Source organism: Quadrisphaera sp. KR29, from assembly GCF_052644995.1.
Genome location: NZ_JBQXXG010000010.1, coordinates 81,585 through 100,587 on the forward strand (window position 1 = coordinate 81,585; position 19,003 = coordinate 100,587).

Here is a 19,003-nt window from a genome sequence, read left to right on the forward strand (position 1 = left end):
GACGTGAGGATCTGTGGTGAGGTCCTCGGGCAACGACGCCCCTGCGGGCGTGCCCGATCCAGGAGGTGTGCAGTGACCGGACCCGTGTGGCCGACCTCGCAGCGGAGGCGGGGCCCTGGCCGGCTCGCCGCGTCGCTGCTCGCCCTGCTGCTGCTCGTCACCGGGCTGGTCGCCGTCAGCTCCCAGCAGCCGGCCAGCGCCATCACCGGCGGTGAGGCCGACGGCGAGCGGCACCCCGCCGTCGCGCTCATCGTCTTCTACGACGGCACCGGTGGCCGCTACCGGTGCACCGCGACGCTGGTCGCCCCGAGGGTGCTCCTCACCGCCGCGCACTGCACCGACGGGGTGGTGGGCGAGGTGGCGGTCACCTTCCGCTCCACGGTCGCCGAGTCAGCCCCTGCGCCGTTCCCAGAGGTCACGGACCCCCAGGGCGGCTTCACCGGCACCGAGAAGGAGGAGGGGTGGCTCTACGGCACCCCGAGCACGCACCCGGACTACTCCGACTTCACCGACCTCGACTCCTGGAACGACGTCGGCGTCGTCGTCCTCGACACACCGGTGGAGGGCATCGCGCCCCAGCGGATCGCCCCGGTCGGGACCCTGGACGCCCTCGCCCAGCCCGTGCTGACCAAGACCGCCTTCACCTTCGTCGGCTACGGCACCGAGGTGCGCAAGCCCGTCTCCGGCCCGCAGAAGCCGCAGCCGATGGGCTACCCGCTGCTGCGCCGCACCACCACCTCCCCGGGCCAGAAGCTGACGCCGCAGGTCCTGCAGGTGAACGGCAACCCCAACGACCCCCGCGGTGGTGGCGGGACCTGCTCCGGTGACTCCGGTGGGCCCGGCTACTACCAGGGCGTGGTCGTCACCGTGACGAGCTACGGCTACACGGAGAACTGCCGCTACCTCGGCGGCAACCAGCGCGTGGACATCCCCGTGGTCCAGCAGTGGCTGGCCCGCTTCGGCGTCAGGGCCTGAACGTGCCGCAGCGCCCGGCTCCCCGGGGGCCGGGCGCTGCGACACTGGCGGCCACCCGGCGGGCCGAGGGCCGGGGCCGGCACGGCGACGGAGGGGCGGGGGGCTCGTGGTCGACGCGGCGGAGCACCTGATGAGCCGGCTCCAGCAGGCCGGGATGACCGACGTGGTCCGCGTCGAGGCCGCGACCGGCGGGCTCGCCGCCCTCGCGGGCACGGCGTGGCGGGCCGACGGGACCTCGGTCTTCGCCAAGTCCTTCCTCGACCCACCGGCCCCCGACGCCTTCGTCCTCGAGGCCGCCGGGCTCGAGGCCCTGGCCGAGCTCGGCGGCGTGGCCACCCCCGAGGTGCTGCTGGCCGACGAGCACCTCCTGGTGCTCGCCGCGCTCGCACCCCGCCCTGCCACCGAGGCCTTCTGGGCGCAGCTCGCGCACGCGCTGGCGCGGCTGCACACCTCGACGGTCCACCCGCGCTTCGGCTGGCACCAGGACGGCTGGCTCGGGCGCCGGCGGCAGGTCAACACCTGGACCGACGACGGGTTCGCCTTCTTCGCCCAGCACCGGCTGCTGCGCTGGCTGGAGGAGCCCCGCGTCCACGCCGCCCTGGGCCCGGCCGACCGGGCGGCGCTGGAGCACCTGTGCAGCAGGCTGCCCGAGATCCTGCCCGACGCCCCCGCGTGCCTGACCCACGGCGACCTGTGGGCGCAGAACGTCATGGCCACCGCTGGCGGTCGCCCGGCCCTCATCGACCCGGCCGTCTCCTACACCTGGGCGGAGGTCGACCTCGCGCACCTGTGGACCACCGCCCCGCCGCCGGAGGCCGGCGCGTGCTTCGGCCTCTACGCCGAGCTGACGGGGCTGGACGACGGGTGGCGCGAGCGGATGCCGGTGCTGCAGCTGCGCCAGCACCTGGCGGTCATCGCCCAGTTCGAGCCCGACTGGGGCGCCGCTGACACCGCCCGGGCCACCCTCGCGCCGTTCCGCCGGTCGACCCGCAGCACGTGACCGCTGGCTCCAGCGGGACCGGTGCCGCGGGTGGGGCTCGAACCCACGACCCAGGGATTATGAGTCCCCTGCTCTGACCGGCTGAGCTACCGCGGCGCGCACGCCAGATCGTGCCAGACGGCGCGGGCCCGCAGCGTCAGAGGCCGCGGCCCACCGCGGCGGCCGCCGCCAGCCAGGCGCGGCGCGTGGCGGGGCGCAGCGCGTCGTACCTGAGCTGCCCGTCCACGAGCTGCGGGTCGAACGGCACGGTCAGCACCTCCCGGGCCAGCGGGCGCAGGCCCTGCACCACGCGGCGCACGTCCTTGGCCGACGCCCTGGGGTCCGCCCGGGTGACGAGCACGACAGCGGAGGCGGCCAGGCGCGCGGACCGCTCGTCCCGCGCGGCGAGCGCCTCGAGCAGCAGCGCACCGGCCTCCGCGTGGTCGTCGCGGGTGGTGGTGGGCACCACCACCTGGTGGGCCCGCTCGAGCATCCTCAGCCAGGTCGGCTCCGACTGGTCGTTGCCCGAGTCGACCAGGACGAGCCGGTAGTACGTGGTGGCCACCTCGTGCAGCAGGTCGACGTCGTCGAGGTCCATGCGCTGCTCGCTGTGCAGCGCCAGCGGCTGGGAGCGCAGCACGTCGTAGCGGTCGGCGTGCTGGTGGTGGACGAAGCGCGCGAGGTCGGCCACGCCGGAGCCGCGCCCGAGCAGCGTGGTCGCCTCGGGCAGCAGGTCGGAGGAGGTGGCCGCGTGCGCGACCTGCTCGGTGCGCCACCCGAGGGTGCCGCGCGTCTGGCTGCTCTCCCACGCCAGCACGGTGCCGCCGCCGTGGCGCGCGAGGACCGCCGCGAGCATCGCCGTGGTGGGGGTCTTGCCCGCCCCGCCCTTGGGGTTGACGACGACCACGGTGCGCGGGCCCGCCCAGTGCTGCGACGCGGTGCGCGCGTCGGCGCGCTCGGCGCGCTCGGCGGCACCCGGCGCCAGCCGCAGCCCCGCCCGGTTCAGGCGGCCCCGCCAGCCGCGCTCAGCGACCACGACCGCCGCGGATCGGCGCAGGAAGGAGCTGCGGCCCCCGGGGTAGTCGTAGCCCCAGGGGCGCTTGGCACGCGGCCGCGCTCCTGCGGGGTCGGGGACGGGCCCCGCCGCGCCAGCGCCCGCGGTGGCCGCGGTGGTCCCCGCCTCGGGCTCGGCGTCGACGTCGAAGGCGTCCGGGTCCCCGGCGCCGTCGGCGCCCTCGGGGCCGCCCGGCCTGACCGCGCCGGAGGGGAGGACGACCACGGCGCTGTCGCCGTCCGCGGAGCGGGTGAGCACGCGCACCGGCCGGCCGAGCGCCGCGGCTCGCTCGGACACCAGGGAGCCGACCAGCTCGCGGGCCTCCTCGCGGGACCGGGCCTCGACCACCCGCACGCTCCCGGCGAGGGTCACCTCGGACGTGCCGTCGGGGCGCTCCACCACGACCACCTGGTCGGCCTCGGTCCTGCGCGCCACGTCGCCGTCCCACCTCTCGACTCGGTCGCGGTGGGGTCGCGGTCGGCGACCTCGCGGCCCCGCGAACGGCCCGAAGAGTAGGGGCGCCGCGGCCCGTCCCGGGCGTCCCGCCCGCACGGCCCGCGGTCCCGCCCGGGTGGGTGCCGCTCGCGACGGACCGTGGCGCGGGCATCACGTCGCGGCGGGGACGCGACGAGGTGCCCCGGGGAGGCGGGGGTCTGAGGGAGGGGGGTGAGAGCGCCGGTGCTCTGCTCGTCCGTGGGGCTCCCGCACTTGGACTCGAACCAAGAACCTGCCGGTTAACAGCCGGCTGCTCTGCCAATTGAGCTATGCGGGACCGGACGCGCCAGGGGCTGCGTCGGAGGACGACACTACCAGCCGCCGTGCGTGCTCCGCGGGAGGTCCGGGCTCACCAGTCGGGTCGGCGGCGCAGCGCCTTCGTGCTGCTGCGCGACCGCTTGGCCTCCGCCCGGCGCCTCCCGGCCCCGGCCGAGATCCGCGTGACGCGGCGCGCCGGGGGCGGCGCCGCTGCCGCCGAGGCGACCAGCGCCGCGAGCCTGTCGCGAGCGGCGGACCGGTTGCGCCGCTGCTGGCGGTGCTGGGAGGCGGCCACCACGAGCACCCCGTCCACGAGGCGCCCCTCCAGCGCCTCCAGCAGGCGCTCGCGCACCGCCTCGTCGAGCGCCCGCGAGCCGGCCACGTCCCACGAGAGCTCCACCCGGGAGTCCGCCGTGTTCACACCCTGCCCTCCGGGCCCCGAGGACCGCGAGAAGCGCCACCGCAGCTCCTCGGCGGGCAGCACGAGGCGACCCGCCGCACGGCCCGATCGCCCGGGGACGGTGACCACGAGCGGGCCCTCCGGACGGTCGGCGCCGGCTCCGGGGGGCGGTCCGGCGGGGCTCAGCTCGGCGACGGCGGCACCTCGTCGTCCGGGGGGAGGTCCTCCAGGGCGGCGACCTCCTCGGGCAGGGGCAGGCCCTCGCCGCTGAGGTGGCCCGGTCCGTCGGCCCAGGGGGCGTCCTCGTCAGGGAGCTCCGGTGGTTCGCTCATGGGGCAGTGGTACCCCCTGCGGGCCGCCCGCGCACACCGCCGGACAGGCTCTGGGGGTGGTCGCGGCGCTCGAGGACGACGACGGCCGCGGCCGTGCGGCCGGGCCGGGCACCGGCGGACCGGTGGAGGCCGTGGTCGACGTGGTCGTCGACGCGGCCAACGTCGTGGGGTCCCGCCCCGACGGGTGGTGGCGCGACCGCCCGGCAGCGGCCCGGCGGCTGCTCGCCCAGCTCTCCGCCCTGGCCGCCACCTCCTCGGTCGCGGGACCGGGAGGGGCGCCGCTGGAGGTCGCCGGGGTGCACGCCGTGCTGGAGGGCACCGCGCGAGCGGCCGGCGCTGAGGGCCTGCTCGACGGCGTGCACGTGCACCACGCACCGGCGGACGGCGACACCTCGATCGCCCGGCTGGCCGCGGAGCTGCACGGGGCGGGGAGCACCGTGCTCGTGGTGACGGCCGACCGGGGGCTGCGCGCCCGGCTCCCGGCCGCGGCGGCCTGCGCCGGGCCCGGGTGGCTGCGCGGCCTGCTCGACCAGCTCGGCGCGCGCGATCCCGGCGGCGCCGGCGGGGGCGGGAGCCCGGAGGAGTAGGTGCGTCGGGCCGGGAGCGCCTCTCGGCGCGTGGCCGCTCGAAGCGGCTTCAAGTGGAGCCCGGGGCTACCGCGGCCCGACGCACCACCAGGCTAACCCCGCGCGGGCCCGTCGGTCGCGCCGTGGGGGGGACCTGTGCGCGGCGCGCCGCCCGACGGGCCCCCGCCGGCGTCGCCGTCGTCGTCCTGACCAGGACCGGAGGCGTTCTCGAACCGCTCCAGGCGCACCTGGCGCGCCGCGGACTCCAGCTGCTCGGCCGTGCGCACGAGGCGCACCGCGGACTCCGTCGGGCCGCCGGGGCGGTCGGCGGACCCGCTGCCGCTGACGGGCGGCAGCCCCTGCGCGGCCCGCGCGGCCCGTCCGGCCGCCACGACGCGGGCGAAGGCGGCGGCGCGCTCGAAGGTGGTCGGCACGTCCCCGCGCGCCAGCCCGCGCAGCACGGCGTCGACCGAGCTGCGCACCTCGTCGGGCCCCGGCGGGTCGCCGACGCCGGCGACCACCTCCATCACCGGCGCGCTGCGCCGGCCCTCCTCGAACTCCCGGGCCGCGCCGACGGGGTCGGTGTGCACCCACTGGCGCAGCGCGAACAGGCGCCACAGGGCGCCGGCGAGGCTGTCGGCGGGCGCGTCGGACCACAGGGAGGAGAGCACCTCCAGCCCGTGCTCGTCGGCCAGGCCCACGAGGCGCGCAGCCACCTGCTCGTCGTCGGAGCCGCGGGCGCCGTCGACGATGAGGCGCGCCGTGGTCTGGGCCGCCTCCTCGCGCAGCGCCGGGTCACCGCCGCCGCGGACGGCGTCGATCGCTGCGGGCCCCAGGAAGGCCGGTCTGCGCGGGTGGTCGACCACCGGACCATTAGAACGCCGCTGCGGCGGCGCGCCGAATCAGTGGCGGAACGGGCGGGGCGGGGCGGCCAGCCTGGCGCGCGGGCACACGGCCAGCGTCAGGCCCCCGTAGCCCAGCGCCTCGTCGCACAGCGACTCCACCGTCCAGCCGGCGGCGAGGCCCGCCGCGGTCACGGTGATGCGGTAGATGGTGATCTCGTACTTCGTGGGGGTGCCGTAGGCGACGTGCAGGCTGCCGAGCAGCTGCGCCGGCCCGACCTCGCCGGAGGGCTGCCAGGGGCGGTCCCAGCGGCTCCACGTGCTGGGCTCGGACTCCCACACGCCGCCGTTCTGCACGTCGCGGCGCGCCAGCTCCAGCAGCACGGCCCGGGCGGCGTCCTCGGGGACGATGGCAGCGGGCCGGATGACCTCGGTGACCGAGCCGGGCAGGTGGCTGAGGGTGCTCACGACCCTCCATCGGCACGCGGGGCGCCGGACCTGAGCGCGCCGCCGCGCCCGCCGGCCGGTGACCGCAGGGTGGCCCCCGGGTGGCCGACACGCCGCCCGCCTCGTCGCGGACCTCCTGGTGTCGTCACGCCGCGTGGTGCATCATGACCGACGAGCAGGCGCTGCACGGTCCGCCCGAGCTGTCCGCACCGCTGTACGTCCCGTCGCAGGTCGTTGGGGAAGACGCACCACGCGCCGAGGTCGGAGGAGGTCGAGATGTCCGGTGGGATCACCCGTGGCGTGCTGTTCGTGCACTCCGTGCCACGTGCGGTCTGCCCGCACGTGGAGTGGGCGGCGGCCAACGTCGTCGGCGTGTCGGTCACCATCGACTGGACCGACCAGCCGGTGGCGCCCGGCCTGCTGCGCGGGGAGGTGCCCTGGCACGGGGCGCCGGGCACCGGGGCGCGCCTGACCTCCGCCCTGCGGGGGTGGGCGCACCTGCGCTTCGAGGTCACCGAGGAGCCCAGCGAGGGCGTCGACGGCGGCCGCTGGAGCCACACCCCGGAGCTCGGCATCTTCCACGCCGTGACGGACGCCCACGGCAACGTCGTCGTCCCCGAGGACCGGCTGCGCGCCGCCGTGGAGCGCGCCGGGGACGACCTGGAGCTGCTGCGCGAGGGCATCGACCTCGCGGTGGGGCGCGCCTGGGACGACGAGCTGGAGCCGTTCCGCTACGCCGGTGACGGCAACCCCGTCCGGTGGCTGCACCGGGTGGGCTGAGGCCCCCGGAGCCCGCCGGCGGGCTCCCCGCGAGCCCTCCGGGGACCGTGCGACGCCGAGAGCCCCCTCACGGTCGGTGAGGGGGCTCTCGCCGTCGTCGTCCGCTCAGCTGGCGGGGCCGAAGACCACCGCCACGTTGTGGCCGCCGAAGCCGAAGGCGTTGTTCAGCGCGACGCCCTCGGGCAGCTCGCGCGGGGTCTTGAGCACGAGGTCCACGTCGGCGCCGGGGTCGACGTCCTCGACGTTGATGGTCGGCGGGGCCAGGCGGTGGTGCAGCGCGAGGATGGCGAAGATCGACTCCACGGCGCCCGCGGCGCCGAGCATGTGCCCCGTCATCGACTTGGTGGCCGAGACGGCCACGTGGTCGAGGTCGGACCCCAGCGCCACGCGCAGCGCCTTGACCTCGGCCAGGTCACCGGCCGGGGTGGAGGTGGCGTGCGCGTTGATGTGGACCACGTCGCGCGGGCTGACGCCGGAGGTGCGCAGCGCCTCCTGGACGGCGCGCGAGGCGCCCGCGCCCTCGGGCTCGGGAGCCGCGATGTGGTAGGCGTCGGAGGACGTGCCGGCGCCGAGGACCTCGGCGTAGATGCGGGCGCCCCGGGCGCGGGCCGACTCCTCGGACTCCAGCACCATGATCCCGGCGCCGTCGCCCATGACGAAGCCGTCGCGGGTGGTGTCGTACGGGCGCGAGGCGGTCTCGGGGGAGTCGTTGCGCGTGGACAGGGCCTGCATCGCGGCGAAGGAGGCCATCGGCATCGGGTGGATGGCGGCCTCGGTGCCCCCGACGACGGCGACGTCGGCGCGGCCGGTGCGGATCATGGTGAGGCCGTACGCGACGGCCTCGCCGCCGGAGGCGCACGCCGAGACGGGCGCGTGGGCCCCGGCGGCGGCCCCCAGCGCCAGGCTCACGGCGCCGGCGGCGCCGTTGGGCATGAGCATCGGCACGGTCATCGGCAGCACGCGGCGCGGGCCGCGGGTGCGCAGCGTGTCGTAGGCGTCCAGCAGCGTGTGGACCCCGCCGATGCCGGTGGCGACCACGGCCGCCAGGCGCAGCGGGTCGACCTGCGGCGCGCCGGCGTCGGCCCAGGCCTGCCGCGCCGCGGCCACGGCGTACTGGCCCGAGGGGTCCAGGCGCTTGGCCTCGTGCTTGGGCAGCACGTCGGGCGAGGGCGTGTTCGTGCGGGCGGCGAAGGTCACCGGCAGGCCGAACTCCTCCACCCACGGCTCGTCGATGGTGTGGGCGCCCGGCGTGCCGGCGAGCAGCGCGTCCCAGGTCGCCTGCACGGTGTCACCGAGGGGGGTGACGGCGCCCAGGCCGGTGACGACCACGCGCGTGCGGGACGGGCTCGAGCTCACGGGGACCTCCGAGGTGCTGCTGGTGGCGGTGTGGCGATCGGTGTGGCGATCGGTGGGGCGGATGGTGAGCCCGGACGGCCCGCGCTGGCGGGCCGCCCGGAGGGGGCCGGTGTCAGCCCTGGGCCTGCTGGATGTAGGTGACGACGTCGCGCACGGTCTTGAGGTTCTTGGTGTCCTCGTCGGGGATGGTGACGGAGAACTTGTCCTCGGCCTGCACGACGATCGAGGTCATCGACAGGGAGTCGATGTCGAGGTCGTCGGTGAAGGACTTGTCCATCTCCACGCTCTCGACGGGCAGGCCGGTCTCCTCGTTGACCAGCTCGGCCACGCCGGCCAGGATCTCCTGCTCGCTCTGCGCCATGGGTGCTCTCTCCTTCGTCGGCCCGGCGGTGCCGGGGCTGGGTGGGTCGGGGGTGGTACTGGTGGTCCGGTGCGGCCCGGGTGCCGGGCGCCGCCGTCAGGGCAGGACGACGACCTGCGAGGCGTAGGACAGGCCCGCGCCGTAGCCGATGAGCAGCGCCAGGCCTCCCGAGGGCGCCTGGCCCTCGGCGAGCATGCGGTGCATCGCCAGCGGCACGGAGGCGGCCGAGGTGTTGCCCATCTGGGCGATGTCGCGGGCCACCGGGACGCTCTCGGGCAGGCCGAGCTGCTTCACCATCGCGTCGATGATGCGCATGTTGGCCTGGTGGGGCACGAAGGCCGACAGCTCCTCCACCGCGATCCCCGCGGCGTCGATGGCCTTCTGCGCCACCGGGGCCATCTGCCACACCGCCCAGCGGAAGACCTGGCGGCCCTCCTGCTCCAGGGCGGGCCAGACGACCTCCTCGCCGGCCTCCTGCGCGGCGCGCAGCTCGATCCAGGAGCGCTTGTTCTTGATGGTCTCCCACTGCCCCCCGTCGCTGCCCCACACCGTGGGGCCGATGCCGGGGACGTCGGAGGGGCCGACGACGACGGCGCCGGCGCCGTCGGCGAACAGGAAGGCCGTGGACCTGTCGGTGAGGTCGGTGAAGTCGGTGAGCTTCTCCGCGCCCACCACGAGCACGTGGCGGGCGGTGCCGCCGCGCACGAGGTCGCTGGCCTGGGCCAGCGCGTGGCAGAAGCCCGCGCACCCGGCGGAGACGTCCCAGGCGGCGGCGGGCGTCGCGCCCAGGCGGTGCGCGAGGATCGCCGCGGCCGCGGGCGTCTGGTAGGGGTGGCTGACGGTGGCCACGACGACGGCGTCGATGTCGCTGGGCGCCAGGCCGGCCTTCTCGACCGCCTCGACCGAGGCGGCCTGGGCCATGTCGACCACGGAGGTCTCCGCGTCGGCCCAGCGGCGCTCCTCGATGCCGGTGCGCTGGCGGATCCACTCGTCGGTGGACTCGATGTAGGTGCAGATCTCCTCGTTGGTCACCACGCGCTGCGGGCGGAAGGCGCCGACGGAGAGGATCCGCGCGTGGCCGGGACCGGTCGAGGAGACCAGCGAGGACGTGCTGCTCATGCGGGGTCGCTCCGGGGCTGCGTGGGTTGCGGGGTCTGCGGGGCCTGCTGCGGGGTGGCGTGGCGGGCCAGGAGCTCGCGCGCCGCCTCGAGGTCGTCGGGGCCCTTGAGGGCCAGCAGCTCCACACCGGGCAGGGCCCTCTTGGCCAGCCCGGTGAGGGTACCCGCAGGGCTCAGCTCGAGCAGCGCGGTGACCCCGCGCGCGGCCAGGGCGTCGCTGCACAGGTCCCAGCGGACGGGGTTGGCCACCTGGGTGACGATCCGCGCCAGCACCTCGCGGCCGTCGGCCACCGCGGCACCGTCGGCGTTGCTCAGCAGCGGCAGCACCGGGTCCGTCGTCGGGACGCCGGGGGCCAGCGCCGCGAGCTGCTCGCGCGCCGGGGCCATGTGCTCGGTGTGGAACGCGCCGGCCACCTGCAGCGGGATGACGCGGGCCCGCGGCGGCGGTGCCGCGGCCAGGGCCGCGAGCTGCTCGGCGGTGCCCGCGGCCACGACCTGGCCCGCGGCGTTGTGGTTGGCGGCGGTCAGCCCCGCCGCCCCGAGCGCCGCGGCGACCTCCTCGGGCCTGCCGCCCACCACGGCGCTCATGCCGGTGCTCGTGGTGGTGGCGGCGGCGGCCATCGCCCGGCCCCGCTCGCGCACGAGCACGAGGGCGGCCTCGGGGGTGAGGGCCCCGGCCAGCGCGGCCGCGGTGAGCTCCCCGACGGAGTGGCCGGCCAGCACCACGTCACCGGTGACGCCGCCGGGCCACAGCGCGGCGGCGGCGGCCAGGCCTGCGGCCACGATCAGCGGCTGGGCCACCGCCGTGTCGCGGATGGTGCCGGCGTCGGAGGTGGTGCCGTGCGCGAGCAGGTCGCCCCCGGCGACGGGGCCGACCACGGCGCTGGCCCAGCGCAGGTGGTCCGCGACGCCGGGGACCTCCAGCCAGGGCGCGAGCATGCCGGGGGCCTGCGAGCCCTGGCCGGGGCAGACGAGAGCGAGCACCGACACAGCCTGCCCGGTGGCGGCGCGCGGCACGGGTGCGGGGGGTGACGAAGTACGGCGGCGCCTCTTGGAGGGTTCCTCCAAGAGCGGTCAAGGAGTGGTCAAGGGCGCCTCACGGCGCGGCGCCCCCGGCCGCCGCGCCGGGACGCCGGCCCGGCCGCTCGGCGAGCGCGCCCACGGCCAGGCCGACCTGCAGGACGAAGGCCTCGCGGGGCACCGCCGGGTCCCAGCCGGTGACCTCGGCGACCCGCCGCAGCCGGTAGCGGACCGTGTTGGGGTGCACGAACAGGGCCCGCGCGGTGCCCTCCAGCGAGCGCCCCGAGGCCAGGTAGGCGCGCAGCGTCTCCACCAGGGCCGGCGCGGCCGCCGCCAGCGGCGCGTGCACCCTGTCGGCCAGGGCCCGGCGCGCGCCGGCGTCCCCGGCCAGCACGCGCTCGGGGAGCAGCTCGTCGGCCGCCACCGGCCGGGGCGCCTCCGGCCAGGCCCGGGCGGCGGTCAGCGCCACCAGCGCGGTGCGCGCCGAGCGCCCCGCCGCCGCCAGCCCGGCGACCACCGGGCCCACCACCACCGGGCCCGGCCCCAGGCGCGGGGCGAGCGCCCCCGCGGCCCGCAGCGGTCCGTCCTCGTCGCCGGCGCCCAGCACCAGCAGCGCGCGCTCACCGCGCAGGGCGACCAGCGCGTCGTCGGCCACCGCCCGCGCGGCGCGGCGCAGGTCGGCGACGACGGCGTCCGCCGCCCCCGCCGGCCGGGTGCCCACGAGCACCGCCACGGGCACGTCCTGGCGCCAGCCGAGCGCTGCGACGCGGGTCGCGAGGTCGTCGTCGGCCTCCCCGCGCACCAGCGCGTCGACCACGAGCGCCTCCAGGCGGGCGTCCCACGCGCCGCGCGCCTCCGCGGCGCGGGCGTAGACCTCGGCCGCGGAGAACGCCACCTCCCGGGAGTAGCGCAGCACCGCCTCGCGCAGGTCGGCCCGGTGCGCCGGGGCCGCCAGCTCGGGGACGTGCTCCTCCACGACGTCGACCACCGCGCGCAGCAGCTGCAGCGCCTGGTGCAGGGAGACCGCCCGCACCAGCTCGCGCGGGGCGGTGGCGAAGACGTCGGCCGAGACCGGCGGGCGGGGTCCGGGGGCGCGCAGCCACGCCCCGAACGCCGCGATGCCGCCCTGGGCCACGAGCCCCACCCACGAGCGCTCCTGCGGGCCGAGCGCGCCGTACCAGGGCTGGTGCTCCTCCAGGCGGGTGATCGCCGCGGCGGCCAGCGCGCCGGTGGCGCCCTGCAGGGCGCGGGCCGCGCCCTCGGCGTCGACGGCGCCGCTGCCGGCGTCCTGCGCGGTGGTCACGGCGCCAGCCTAGGAGCCGCGCCGTTGTGGACCTCCTCCAAGAGGGCCGCCCGGGCCGGCGCGGCCCGCGGACGCAGCCGGGGGCCGACCCGGGCAGCCGCACGCCGTGCGGGCCCCGGGCCGGCCCCCGGGCCGGTCTCAGCAGGCGGTGCTCAGGCGTCGCCCCCGGTGTTGCCGGTGGTGCCGGCGTTGACGTCGTCCAGGCGGTACTGCTCGTAGGCCTTCACCGGCAGGCCGCGGTCGACCTCGCCGCGGCGCGCGAGCACCTGCAGCGCCCGGTAGGCGATGCTCGGGCCGTCCACGTGGAAGTGGCGGCGCACCGCCGCGCGGGTGTCGGACAGGCCGAAGCCGTCCGTGCCGAGCGAGACGTACTCGTTCGGGACCCACTGGCGGATGAGGTCCGGCACGGCGCGCATCCAGTCGGACACGGCGATGACCGGGCCGGGCGCGTCGGCGAGCTGCCGGGCGACGAACGGCACCGGCGGCTCCTCGCCCGGGGTGGTGAACGCCACCTCGTCGCAGGCCAGGCCGTCGCGGCGCAGCTCGGTCCAGCTGGTGACCGACCAGACGTCGGCGAGGACGCCGAAGTCCTTCGCCAGCAGCTCCTGCGCCTCCAGCGCCCACGGCACCCCGACGCCGGAGGCGAGCAGCTGCACGCGCGGCGCCCCCTCCTCGCCGGCGGGCGCCGGGGCGACCCGGTGCATGCCCTTGACGATGCCCTCGACGTCGACGCCCTCCGGCTCGGCCGGCTGGACCATCGGCTCGTTGTAGACGGTCAGGTAGTAGAAGACGTTCGGGTCGCGCAGGCCCACCTGGCCGAGGTTCTTGCGGTCGGACTCGCTGTCCTGGACGTCGGTGGAGCGCTCGCCGTACATGCGCTCCAGGCCGTCGCGGACGATGTGGCCGATCTCGTAGGCGTACGCCGGGTCGTAGGCCACCACGGCGGGGTTGGTGGAGGCCAGCAGCAGGGAGTGCCCGTCGGCGTGCTGCAGTCCCTCGCCGGTCAGGGTGGTGCGGCCGGCGGTGGCGCCCAGGAGGAAGCCGCGGCCCATCTGGTCGGCGGTGGCCCAGAAGGCGTCGCCGGTGCGCTGGAAGCCGAACATCGAGTAGAAGATGTAGACCGGCAGCATCGGCTCGCCGTGGGTGGCGTACGACGTCGCCGCCGCCTGGAACGCCGCCGCGGACCCGGCCTCGTTGATGCCCAGGTGCAGGATCTGCCCGGAGGTCGACTCCTTGTAGGCGAGCATCAGCTCGCGGTCCACGGAGGTGTACTGCTGGCCCTCCGGGTTGTAGATCTTGGCCGTCGGGAAGAACGAGTCCATCCCGAAGGTGCGGGCCTCGTCGGGGATGATCGGCACGACGCGCGGCCCGAACTCCTTGTCGCGCATGAGGTCCTTGAGCAGGCGCACGAAGGCCATGGTGGTGGCGATCTGCTGCTTGCCCGAGCCGCGCTTGACCACGGTGTAGGCCGAGTCGCCCGGCAGCGCGAGCGGCTTCGAGGACGTGCGCCGGGAGGGGATGTAGCCGCCGAGGGCCTTGCGGCGCTCCTGCAGGTACTGGATCTCGGGGGCGTCCGGCCCGGGGTGGTAGTACGGCGGGCGGTACGGGTCGGCCTCGAGCTGGGCGTCGGTGACGGGGATCTTCAGGCCGTCGCGGAAGGCCTTGAGGTCCTCCAGGGTCATCTTCTTCATCTGGTGCGTGGCGTTGCGGCCCGCGAAGTGCTTGCCCAGGCCGTAGCCCTTGATGGTCTTGGCCAGGATGACGGTCGGCTTGCCGTTCCTCGCCGTCGCCGCCTGGTAGGCGGCGAAGACCTTGCGGTAGTCGTGCCCGCCGCGCTTGAGCGACCAGATCTGGTCGTCGGTCATGCCCTCGACCAGCTTGGCGGTGCGCTCGTCGCGCCCGAAGAAGTGCTCGCGGATGAAGGAGCCGTCCTCGGCGCGGTAGGTCTGGTAGTCACCGTCCAGGGTGCGGTTCATCAGCCCGACGAGGGCGCCCTCGGTGTCCTTGGCCAGCAGCGGGTCCCACTCGCGGCCCCAGACCACCTTGATGACGTTCCAGCCGGCGCCCAGGAAGAACGACTCCAGCTCCTGGATGATCTTGTGGTTGCCGCGGACCGGGCCGTCCAGGCGCTGCAGGTTGCAGTTGACCACGAAGGTGAGGTTGTCCAGGCCCTCGTAGCCGGCCAGCTGCAGCAGGCCGCGGCTCTCCGGCTCGTCCATCTCGCCGTCGCCCAGGAACGCCCAGGTGTGCTGGTCGGAGGTGTCCTTGATGCCGCGGTTGTGGAGGTACCTGTCGAACTGCGCCTGGTAGATCGCGTTGGCCGGGCCCAGGCCCATGGAGACCGTGGGGAACTCCCAGAAGCCCTTCATCAGGCGCGGGTGCGGGTAGCTGGGCAGCCCGCGGCCGGGGGAGGTGAGCTCCTGGCGGAAGCCGTCGAGGTCGTCCTCGGACAGGCGGCCCTCGAGGAAGGCGCGGGCGTAGGTGCCGGGGGAGGCGTGGCCCTGGATGAAGACGTGGTCGCCGCCGCCGGGGTGCTCCGGGCCGCGCCAGAAGTGGTTGAAGCCGACCTCGTACAGCGTCGCCGAGGAGGCGTAGGTGGAGATGTGGCCGCCGACGCCGATGCCGGGGCGCTGCGCGCGGTGCACCATCACCGCGGCGTTCCACCGGTTCCAGGCGCGGTAGCGGCGCTCGACGGCCTCGTCGCCGGGGAAGTCGGGCTCGTCCTGCGGCGGGATGGTGTTGACGTAGTCGGTCGAGATCAGGCCGGGGACCGGCGCCCCGAGCTCGCGCGCGCGCACCAGCGCGCTGCGCAGCACGAAGGAGGCGCGGTCACCCCCGCGGGCCTCGACCAGGCCGTCCACGGAGCCGAGCCACTCCCCGGTCTCCTCCGGGTCGGCGTCGGTCTGGTGCAGGGGGCCCGCGAGGGCTCCCAGCTCAGCGACCTCGTCGCGTGGTGCCACAGCGGTCTCCACATCGCTCGTCGTCCCCGCGGCGGGTGGCGCCGCGGGCTCCCGGCGCTGCCCGCGGGCGCGAGGTGGAGCGCCGCGGGGCCGCGTCGGGGCACCACCATCCTGCCCTGGCCCGCGGCGCGGTTCACCCCGTGGTCGGCGCGCCGGTGCCGGTCGTCACAGCGGGCGGGCCGCCCGCGGCTCCCGCCGCCGCACCGGCCTGCGGGCGCAGCGGCCCGAAGCGCTCCTCACCGGCGTAGACGTTCAGCCGGGGGGCCCTGACGAAGCCGGCCAGCCCCATGCCCGCGCGCCGCGCGAGGTCCACGGCCAGGGAGGAGGGGGCCGAGACCGCCGACATCAGCGGCACCCCCGCGCACCACGCCTTCTGCACCAGCTCGAAGGAGGCGCGCCCGCTGACCTGCAGCACGGTGCCCCGCAGCGGCCAGCCACCGGCCAGGCCCTCGCGGGCGGCGCGGCCCAGGACCTTGTCGACGGCGTTGTGCCGCCCGACGTCCTCGGCCACGGCCAGCAGGTCCCCGCCGGTGGTGAACAGCCCCGCGGCGTGCAGGCCGCCGGTGCGGTCGAAGACGCGCTGGGCCTCGCGCAGCCGGTCGGGCAGGGACAGCAGCACCGCCGGGTCGACGCCGCTGGGGTCCTCGCGCAGGTCGTGCCGGCTGCGGCGGGAGACCGCGTCGATGCTGGCCGTGCCGCACACCCCGCACGCCGAGGTCATGCCGAAGGTCCGCCGGCCCTCCAGGTCGGGCGCGGGCACCCCCGGGCGCAGCGTGAGCTCGATGACGTTCATCGAGCTCAGGCCGTGCTCGTCGTCGGGGTCGGGGTCGCCGCAGTGCACGGCGGCCGCGACGTCGGAGGCCTCGGCGAGCAGCCCCTCGGTCAGCAGGAACCCCAGCGCCAGGTCGACGTCGTCGCCGGGGGTGCGCATCGTGACCACGACGGGCTCGGCGGCCGGGGAGGGCAGCGCGCGCACGCGCACCTCCAGCGGCTCCTCGGCGGCCAGGGAGTCGGGGCGGTGGACCGCCGTGCCGAGGGCCGCGTCGAGGCGCAGCACCGGCCGGCGTGGGCTCGAGCGCGCCATCCGGCCAGGTTAGTGCCCGTGCCGGGGGGCGCGAGGCGGTAGCGTTCGGGCGGCCAGCGGCAGGCTGGCGCGGGCAGCGCAGCAGCGGGTGTTCCGCGGGAGGCGGCACCACCACGGGGAGGACGAGCGTGAGCGAGACCGCGGGGGCACCCGCCACGAGCGGAGCGGGCCGGCTGGGCCTGCGCGCGGGCCAGGCGGTGCAGGAGCGCGGCTACGACCACGACGTCGACCACGACCTGCGCGACGAGGTCGAGGACCTCACCGGCGCGGAGATGCTCGACGAGCACGACGTCGACGTCGTCGACGTGGTGCTCCTGTGGTGGCGCGAGGAGGACGGCGACCTCGTCGACGCCCTGGTCGACTCCCTGGTCTCCCTGGCCGACGACGGCGTGGTGTGGCTGCTGACCCCCAAGGCGGGCAGCCCGGGCCACGTGCGCCCCTCCGACGTCGAGGAGGCCGCCCCGACCGCGGGGCTGTTCGCCACCTCCACCGTCAAGCCCTCCCCGGACTGGACGGCCACCCGCCTGGTCAGCGGCCGAGGCCGCCGCTAGGACGGCGCGGGGCGCCGGGGCCCGTAGCTCAGCTGGCAGAGCACCGCGCTTACACCGCGGCCGTCGTCGGTTCGAACCCGGCCGGGCCCACCCCACTACCCTCGCCGCGTGAGCACCCCCACGCTGGCGCAGGTCGTCGCCGTCCTCGACGAGCTGTACCCGCCCGGCTGGGCCGAGGAATGGGACCGCCCGGGCCTGGTCTGCGGGGACCCCGACGACCCCGTCGAGCGGGTCCTGCTGGCCGTCGACCCGGTCGAGGAGGTCGTCGCCGAGGCCGTGGAGGGCGGCGCCCAGCTGGTGCTCGCCCACCACCCGCTGCTCCTGCGCGGCACCTCCAGCGTCGCCGCGACCTCCCCGAAGGGGCGGGCGGTGCACCGCCTGGTGCGCGCCGGGGTGGCCCTGTTCACCGCCCACACCAACGCCGACTCCGCCCGGCCGGGCGTCTCGGACGCCCTGGCCCGCGTGGTCGGCCTGGTGGACCTCGAGCCGCTGGCGCCCGCCGCCCACGACGCCTCCCTCGGGCTGGGGCGGGTGGGGCGCCTGGAGCGGCCGCTGACGCTGCGCGCCTTCGCCGAGCAGGTCGCCCACGCGCTGCCCGGCACGGCCGGCGGCGTGCGCGTGGCCGGCGACCCCGAGGCCCGGGTTGAGCGGGTGGCCGTCTGCGGCGGCGCCGGGGACTCCCTGCTCGCCGGCGTCCGCGCCGCCGGCGTCGACGCCTACGTGACGGCTGACCTGCGCCACCACCCGGCCTCCGAGGCGCGCGAGCTGGCACCGGGCACCGCGCTGCTGGAGGTCTCGCACTGGGCCAGCGAGTGGCCCTGGCTGCACGGCGCCGCCGAGCGGCTGGCCGCCGCCCTCGCCCAGCACGACCTGGAGGTGGCCACCGCCGTCTCCACCCGCTCGTCCGACCCCTGGAGCTTCCACGTGCCCTCTCCCGCCGGGACCGTCCGATGAGCGCGACGGCGCCCGCCCACGACCAGCGCCGGCTGCTCGACGTGCAGGCGCTCGACACGCGCCTGGCGCAGGTCGCCCACCGCGCGCGCACCCTGCCCGAGCACGCGCAGGTCGCCGCGCTGGACGCCACCGAGCGCACCCTGCGCGACGAGCTGGTGGCCGCCCGCACGCTCGCCTCCGACGTCGACAGGGAGGCCACCCGCGCCGAGACCGAGGTGGAGCAGGTCCGCGCCCGCGCCCAGCGGACCTCCGCGCGCCTGGCCGCCGGCGGCACCCCCGCCAAGGAGCTGCAGCAGCTGCTCGCCGAGGCCGAGGCGCTCACGCGCCGGCTGCGGAGCCTGGAGGACTCCCAGCTGGAGGTCATGGAGCGCCAGGAGGTCGCCGAGCAGGCCGTGGCCGCCCTGGAGCAGCGCGCCGCCGGGCTGGCCGGGGAGCGGGCCGCGCTGGTGGCCGCGCGCGACACCGCCCTGGCCGCCGCCCGCGAGGAGCACGAGCGGGTCAGCGCCCAGCGCGCCGGGGCCATCGGCCAGCTCGACAAGGGCCTGGTGGCGCTCTACGAGCAGGTCCGCGCCCGGCGCGACGGCCTGGGCGCGGCGCCGGTGGTGGGGGAGACCTGCGGCGGGTGCCGCCTGCCCTTCACCGGCACCTTCCGGGTGCGGGTCGCGAGCGCCGCGCCCGACGACGTCGTGCAGTGCGAGGAGTGCGACAGGATCCTCGTGCGCGCCCCCGAGCCCGAGCTGCGCCGGTGAGCGGGACCGCGCCCCGCACGGGAGACCTCACGCCGCGCCAGGCGTGGGAGCTGCTCGTGGCCGACCCCGGCGCGGTGCTCGTGGACGTGCGCACCCAGGCGGAGTGGGTCTTCGTGGGGCTGCCGGACCTGTCGGGGCTGGGACGGCGCGTCGTGGCGCTGGAGTGGACCAGCTTCCCCGGGGGCGCCCAGAACACCCGGTTCCTGGCGCAGCTGGAGCAGGCGGCGCCCCGCGAGGCCCCGGTGGTGTTCCTGTGCCGCTCGGGCCACCGGTCCCTGGCCGCGGCGGACGCCGCCGCCCGCGCGGGGTGGCTGCGCTCCTACAACGTCCTGGACGGCTTCGAGGGCGACCTGGACGCCGCCGGCCACCGCGGCTCGCGCGGCTGGCGCGCCGAGGGACTGCCCTGGCGGCAGTCCTAG

At 76.8% G+C, this 19,003-nt stretch carries 20 protein-coding genes and 3 tRNA genes; 9 read left to right on the forward strand and 14 right to left on the reverse strand.

What is annotated here, in order from left to right; translation table 11 throughout:
• Positions 1-72: 72 nt before the first annotated feature.
• Together ACUN9U_RS10885 and ACUN9U_RS10890 are read left to right on the forward strand one after the other, a co-directional pair.
• Positions 73-975 carry a trypsin-like serine protease gene (locus ACUN9U_RS10885; protein WP_445484989.1) on the forward strand — a complete coding sequence of 301 codons (903 nt, stop codon included), beginning with the start codon at positions 73-75 and terminating at the stop codon, positions 973-975.
• A 130-nt stretch (positions 976-1,105) separates the two neighbouring features.
• A complete protein-coding gene (locus tag ACUN9U_RS10890) occupies positions 1,106-1,975 on the forward strand; it encodes a fructosamine kinase family protein (RefSeq protein WP_445484990.1) in 870 nt (289 codons plus the stop codon).
• A gap of 22 nt (positions 1,976-1,997) precedes the next feature.
• Here the strand turns inward: ACUN9U_RS10890 and ACUN9U_RS10895 are convergent.
• The 5 genes from ACUN9U_RS10895 to ACUN9U_RS10915 all read right to left on the reverse strand — a co-directional run bounded on the left by ACUN9U_RS10895 (position 1,998) and on the right by ACUN9U_RS10915 (position 4,493).
• A tRNA-Ile gene (locus ACUN9U_RS10895) sits at positions 1,998-2,071 on the reverse strand.
• A 40-nt stretch (positions 2,072-2,111) separates the two neighbouring features.
• Complete coding sequence (locus ACUN9U_RS10900) at positions 2,112-3,443, reverse strand: ATPase (RefSeq protein ID WP_445484991.1); 1,332 nt, start codon at positions 3,441-3,443, stop codon at positions 2,112-2,114.
• A 264-nt stretch (positions 3,444-3,707) separates the two neighbouring features.
• Positions 3,708-3,780, reverse strand: a tRNA-Asn gene (locus tag ACUN9U_RS10905).
• A 72-nt stretch (positions 3,781-3,852) separates the two neighbouring features.
• Positions 3,853-4,290: an alternative ribosome rescue aminoacyl-tRNA hydrolase ArfB gene (arfB, locus tag ACUN9U_RS10910; RefSeq protein ID WP_445484992.1), complete on the reverse strand. Its 438-nt coding sequence runs from the start codon at positions 4,288-4,290 to the stop codon at positions 3,853-3,855.
• 53 nt (positions 4,291-4,343) lie between these two features.
• Entirely contained in the window at positions 4,344-4,493 is a 150-nt protein-coding gene (locus ACUN9U_RS10915; RefSeq protein ID WP_445484993.1) for a hypothetical protein, read from the reverse strand.
• 56 nt (positions 4,494-4,549) lie between these two features.
• On the opposite strand from ACUN9U_RS10915, the gene ACUN9U_RS10920 reads away from it, so the two are divergent.
• Positions 4,550-5,080: a hypothetical protein gene (locus ACUN9U_RS10920; RefSeq protein WP_445484994.1), complete on the forward strand. Its 531-nt coding sequence runs from the start codon at positions 4,550-4,552 to the stop codon at positions 5,078-5,080.
• A gap of 92 nt (positions 5,081-5,172) precedes the next feature.
• Here ACUN9U_RS10920 and ACUN9U_RS10925 read toward each other — a convergent pair whose 3' ends face one another.
• Positions 5,173-5,925 carry a hypothetical protein gene (locus ACUN9U_RS10925; RefSeq protein WP_445484995.1) on the reverse strand — a complete coding sequence of 251 codons (753 nt, stop codon included), beginning with the start codon at positions 5,923-5,925 and terminating at the stop codon, positions 5,173-5,175.
• A 36-nt stretch (positions 5,926-5,961) separates the two neighbouring features.
• Complete coding sequence (locus ACUN9U_RS10930; protein WP_445484996.1) at positions 5,962-6,369, reverse strand: hypothetical protein; 408 nt, start codon at positions 6,367-6,369, stop codon at positions 5,962-5,964.
• A 255-nt stretch (positions 6,370-6,624) separates the two neighbouring features.
• Here ACUN9U_RS10930 and ACUN9U_RS10935 point away from each other — a divergent pair, with 255 nt between their 5' ends.
• On the forward strand, positions 6,625-7,128 hold the full coding sequence (locus ACUN9U_RS10935; RefSeq protein ID WP_139712483.1) for a DUF3145 domain-containing protein: 504 nt from the start codon (positions 6,625-6,627) through the stop codon (positions 7,126-7,128).
• A 105-nt stretch (positions 7,129-7,233) separates the two neighbouring features.
• On the opposite strand, the gene fabF is transcribed toward ACUN9U_RS10935, so the two are convergent.
• The 7 genes from fabF to fdhD all read right to left on the reverse strand — a co-directional run bounded on the left by fabF (position 7,234) and on the right by fdhD (position 16,330).
• Positions 7,234-8,484, reverse strand: coding sequence for a beta-ketoacyl-ACP synthase II (fabF, locus tag ACUN9U_RS10940; RefSeq protein ID WP_445484997.1), 1,251 nt, complete (start codon positions 8,482-8,484; stop codon positions 7,234-7,236).
• A 112-nt stretch (positions 8,485-8,596) separates the two neighbouring features.
• A complete protein-coding gene (locus ACUN9U_RS10945) occupies positions 8,597-8,845 on the reverse strand; it encodes an acyl carrier protein (protein ID WP_109776135.1) in 249 nt (82 codons plus the stop codon).
• A 96-nt stretch (positions 8,846-8,941) separates the two neighbouring features.
• Positions 8,942-9,964, reverse strand: a complete 1,023-nt coding sequence (locus ACUN9U_RS10950) for a beta-ketoacyl-ACP synthase III (RefSeq protein ID WP_445484998.1) — start codon at positions 9,962-9,964, stop codon at positions 8,942-8,944.
• On the reverse strand, positions 9,961-10,947 hold the full coding sequence (locus ACUN9U_RS10955; protein WP_445484999.1) for an ACP S-malonyltransferase: 987 nt from the start codon (positions 10,945-10,947) through the stop codon (positions 9,961-9,963). The genes ACUN9U_RS10950 and ACUN9U_RS10955 overlap by 4 nt, the downstream gene beginning before the upstream one ends.
• A gap of 112 nt (positions 10,948-11,059) precedes the next feature.
• On the reverse strand, positions 11,060-12,286 hold the full coding sequence (locus ACUN9U_RS10960) for a PucR family transcriptional regulator (RefSeq protein ID WP_445485000.1): 1,227 nt from the start codon (positions 12,284-12,286) through the stop codon (positions 11,060-11,062).
• Between the two features lie 152 nt (positions 12,287-12,438).
• Positions 12,439-15,246, reverse strand: coding sequence for a pyruvate dehydrogenase (acetyl-transferring), homodimeric type (aceE, locus tag ACUN9U_RS10965; RefSeq protein WP_445485001.1), 2,808 nt, complete (start codon positions 15,244-15,246; stop codon positions 12,439-12,441).
• A gap of 133 nt (positions 15,247-15,379) precedes the next feature.
• Positions 15,380-16,330 (reverse strand): formate dehydrogenase accessory sulfurtransferase FdhD, encoded by a 951-nt coding sequence (fdhD, locus tag ACUN9U_RS10970; RefSeq protein WP_445485002.1) that lies wholly within the window; start codon positions 16,328-16,330, stop codon positions 15,380-15,382.
• Between the two features lie 128 nt (positions 16,331-16,458).
• Between fdhD and ACUN9U_RS10975 the strand changes: the two genes are divergently transcribed.
• From ACUN9U_RS10975 to ACUN9U_RS10995, 5 genes are all read left to right on the forward strand, one after another.
• Positions 16,459-16,881 carry a DUF3052 domain-containing protein gene (locus tag ACUN9U_RS10975; protein WP_445485003.1) on the forward strand — a complete coding sequence of 141 codons (423 nt, stop codon included), beginning with the start codon at positions 16,459-16,461 and terminating at the stop codon, positions 16,879-16,881.
• Positions 16,882-16,898: 17 nt separating this feature from the next.
• Positions 16,899-16,971 (forward strand) — tRNA-Val (locus ACUN9U_RS10980).
• Positions 16,972-16,989: 18 nt separating this feature from the next.
• On the forward strand, positions 16,990-17,835 hold the full coding sequence (locus ACUN9U_RS10985; protein WP_445485004.1) for a Nif3-like dinuclear metal center hexameric protein: 846 nt from the start codon (positions 16,990-16,992) through the stop codon (positions 17,833-17,835).
• Entirely contained in the window at positions 17,832-18,584 is a 753-nt protein-coding gene (locus tag ACUN9U_RS10990; protein WP_445485005.1) for a zinc ribbon domain-containing protein, read from the forward strand. The genes ACUN9U_RS10985 and ACUN9U_RS10990 overlap by 4 nt, the downstream gene beginning before the upstream one ends.
• The gene (locus ACUN9U_RS10995) at positions 18,581-19,003 is read left to right on the forward strand and encodes a rhodanese-like domain-containing protein (protein ID WP_445485006.1); all 423 of its coding nucleotides are present in this window, start codon (positions 18,581-18,583) and stop codon (positions 19,001-19,003) included. Before ACUN9U_RS10990 ends, ACUN9U_RS10995 begins: the two co-directional genes overlap by 4 nt.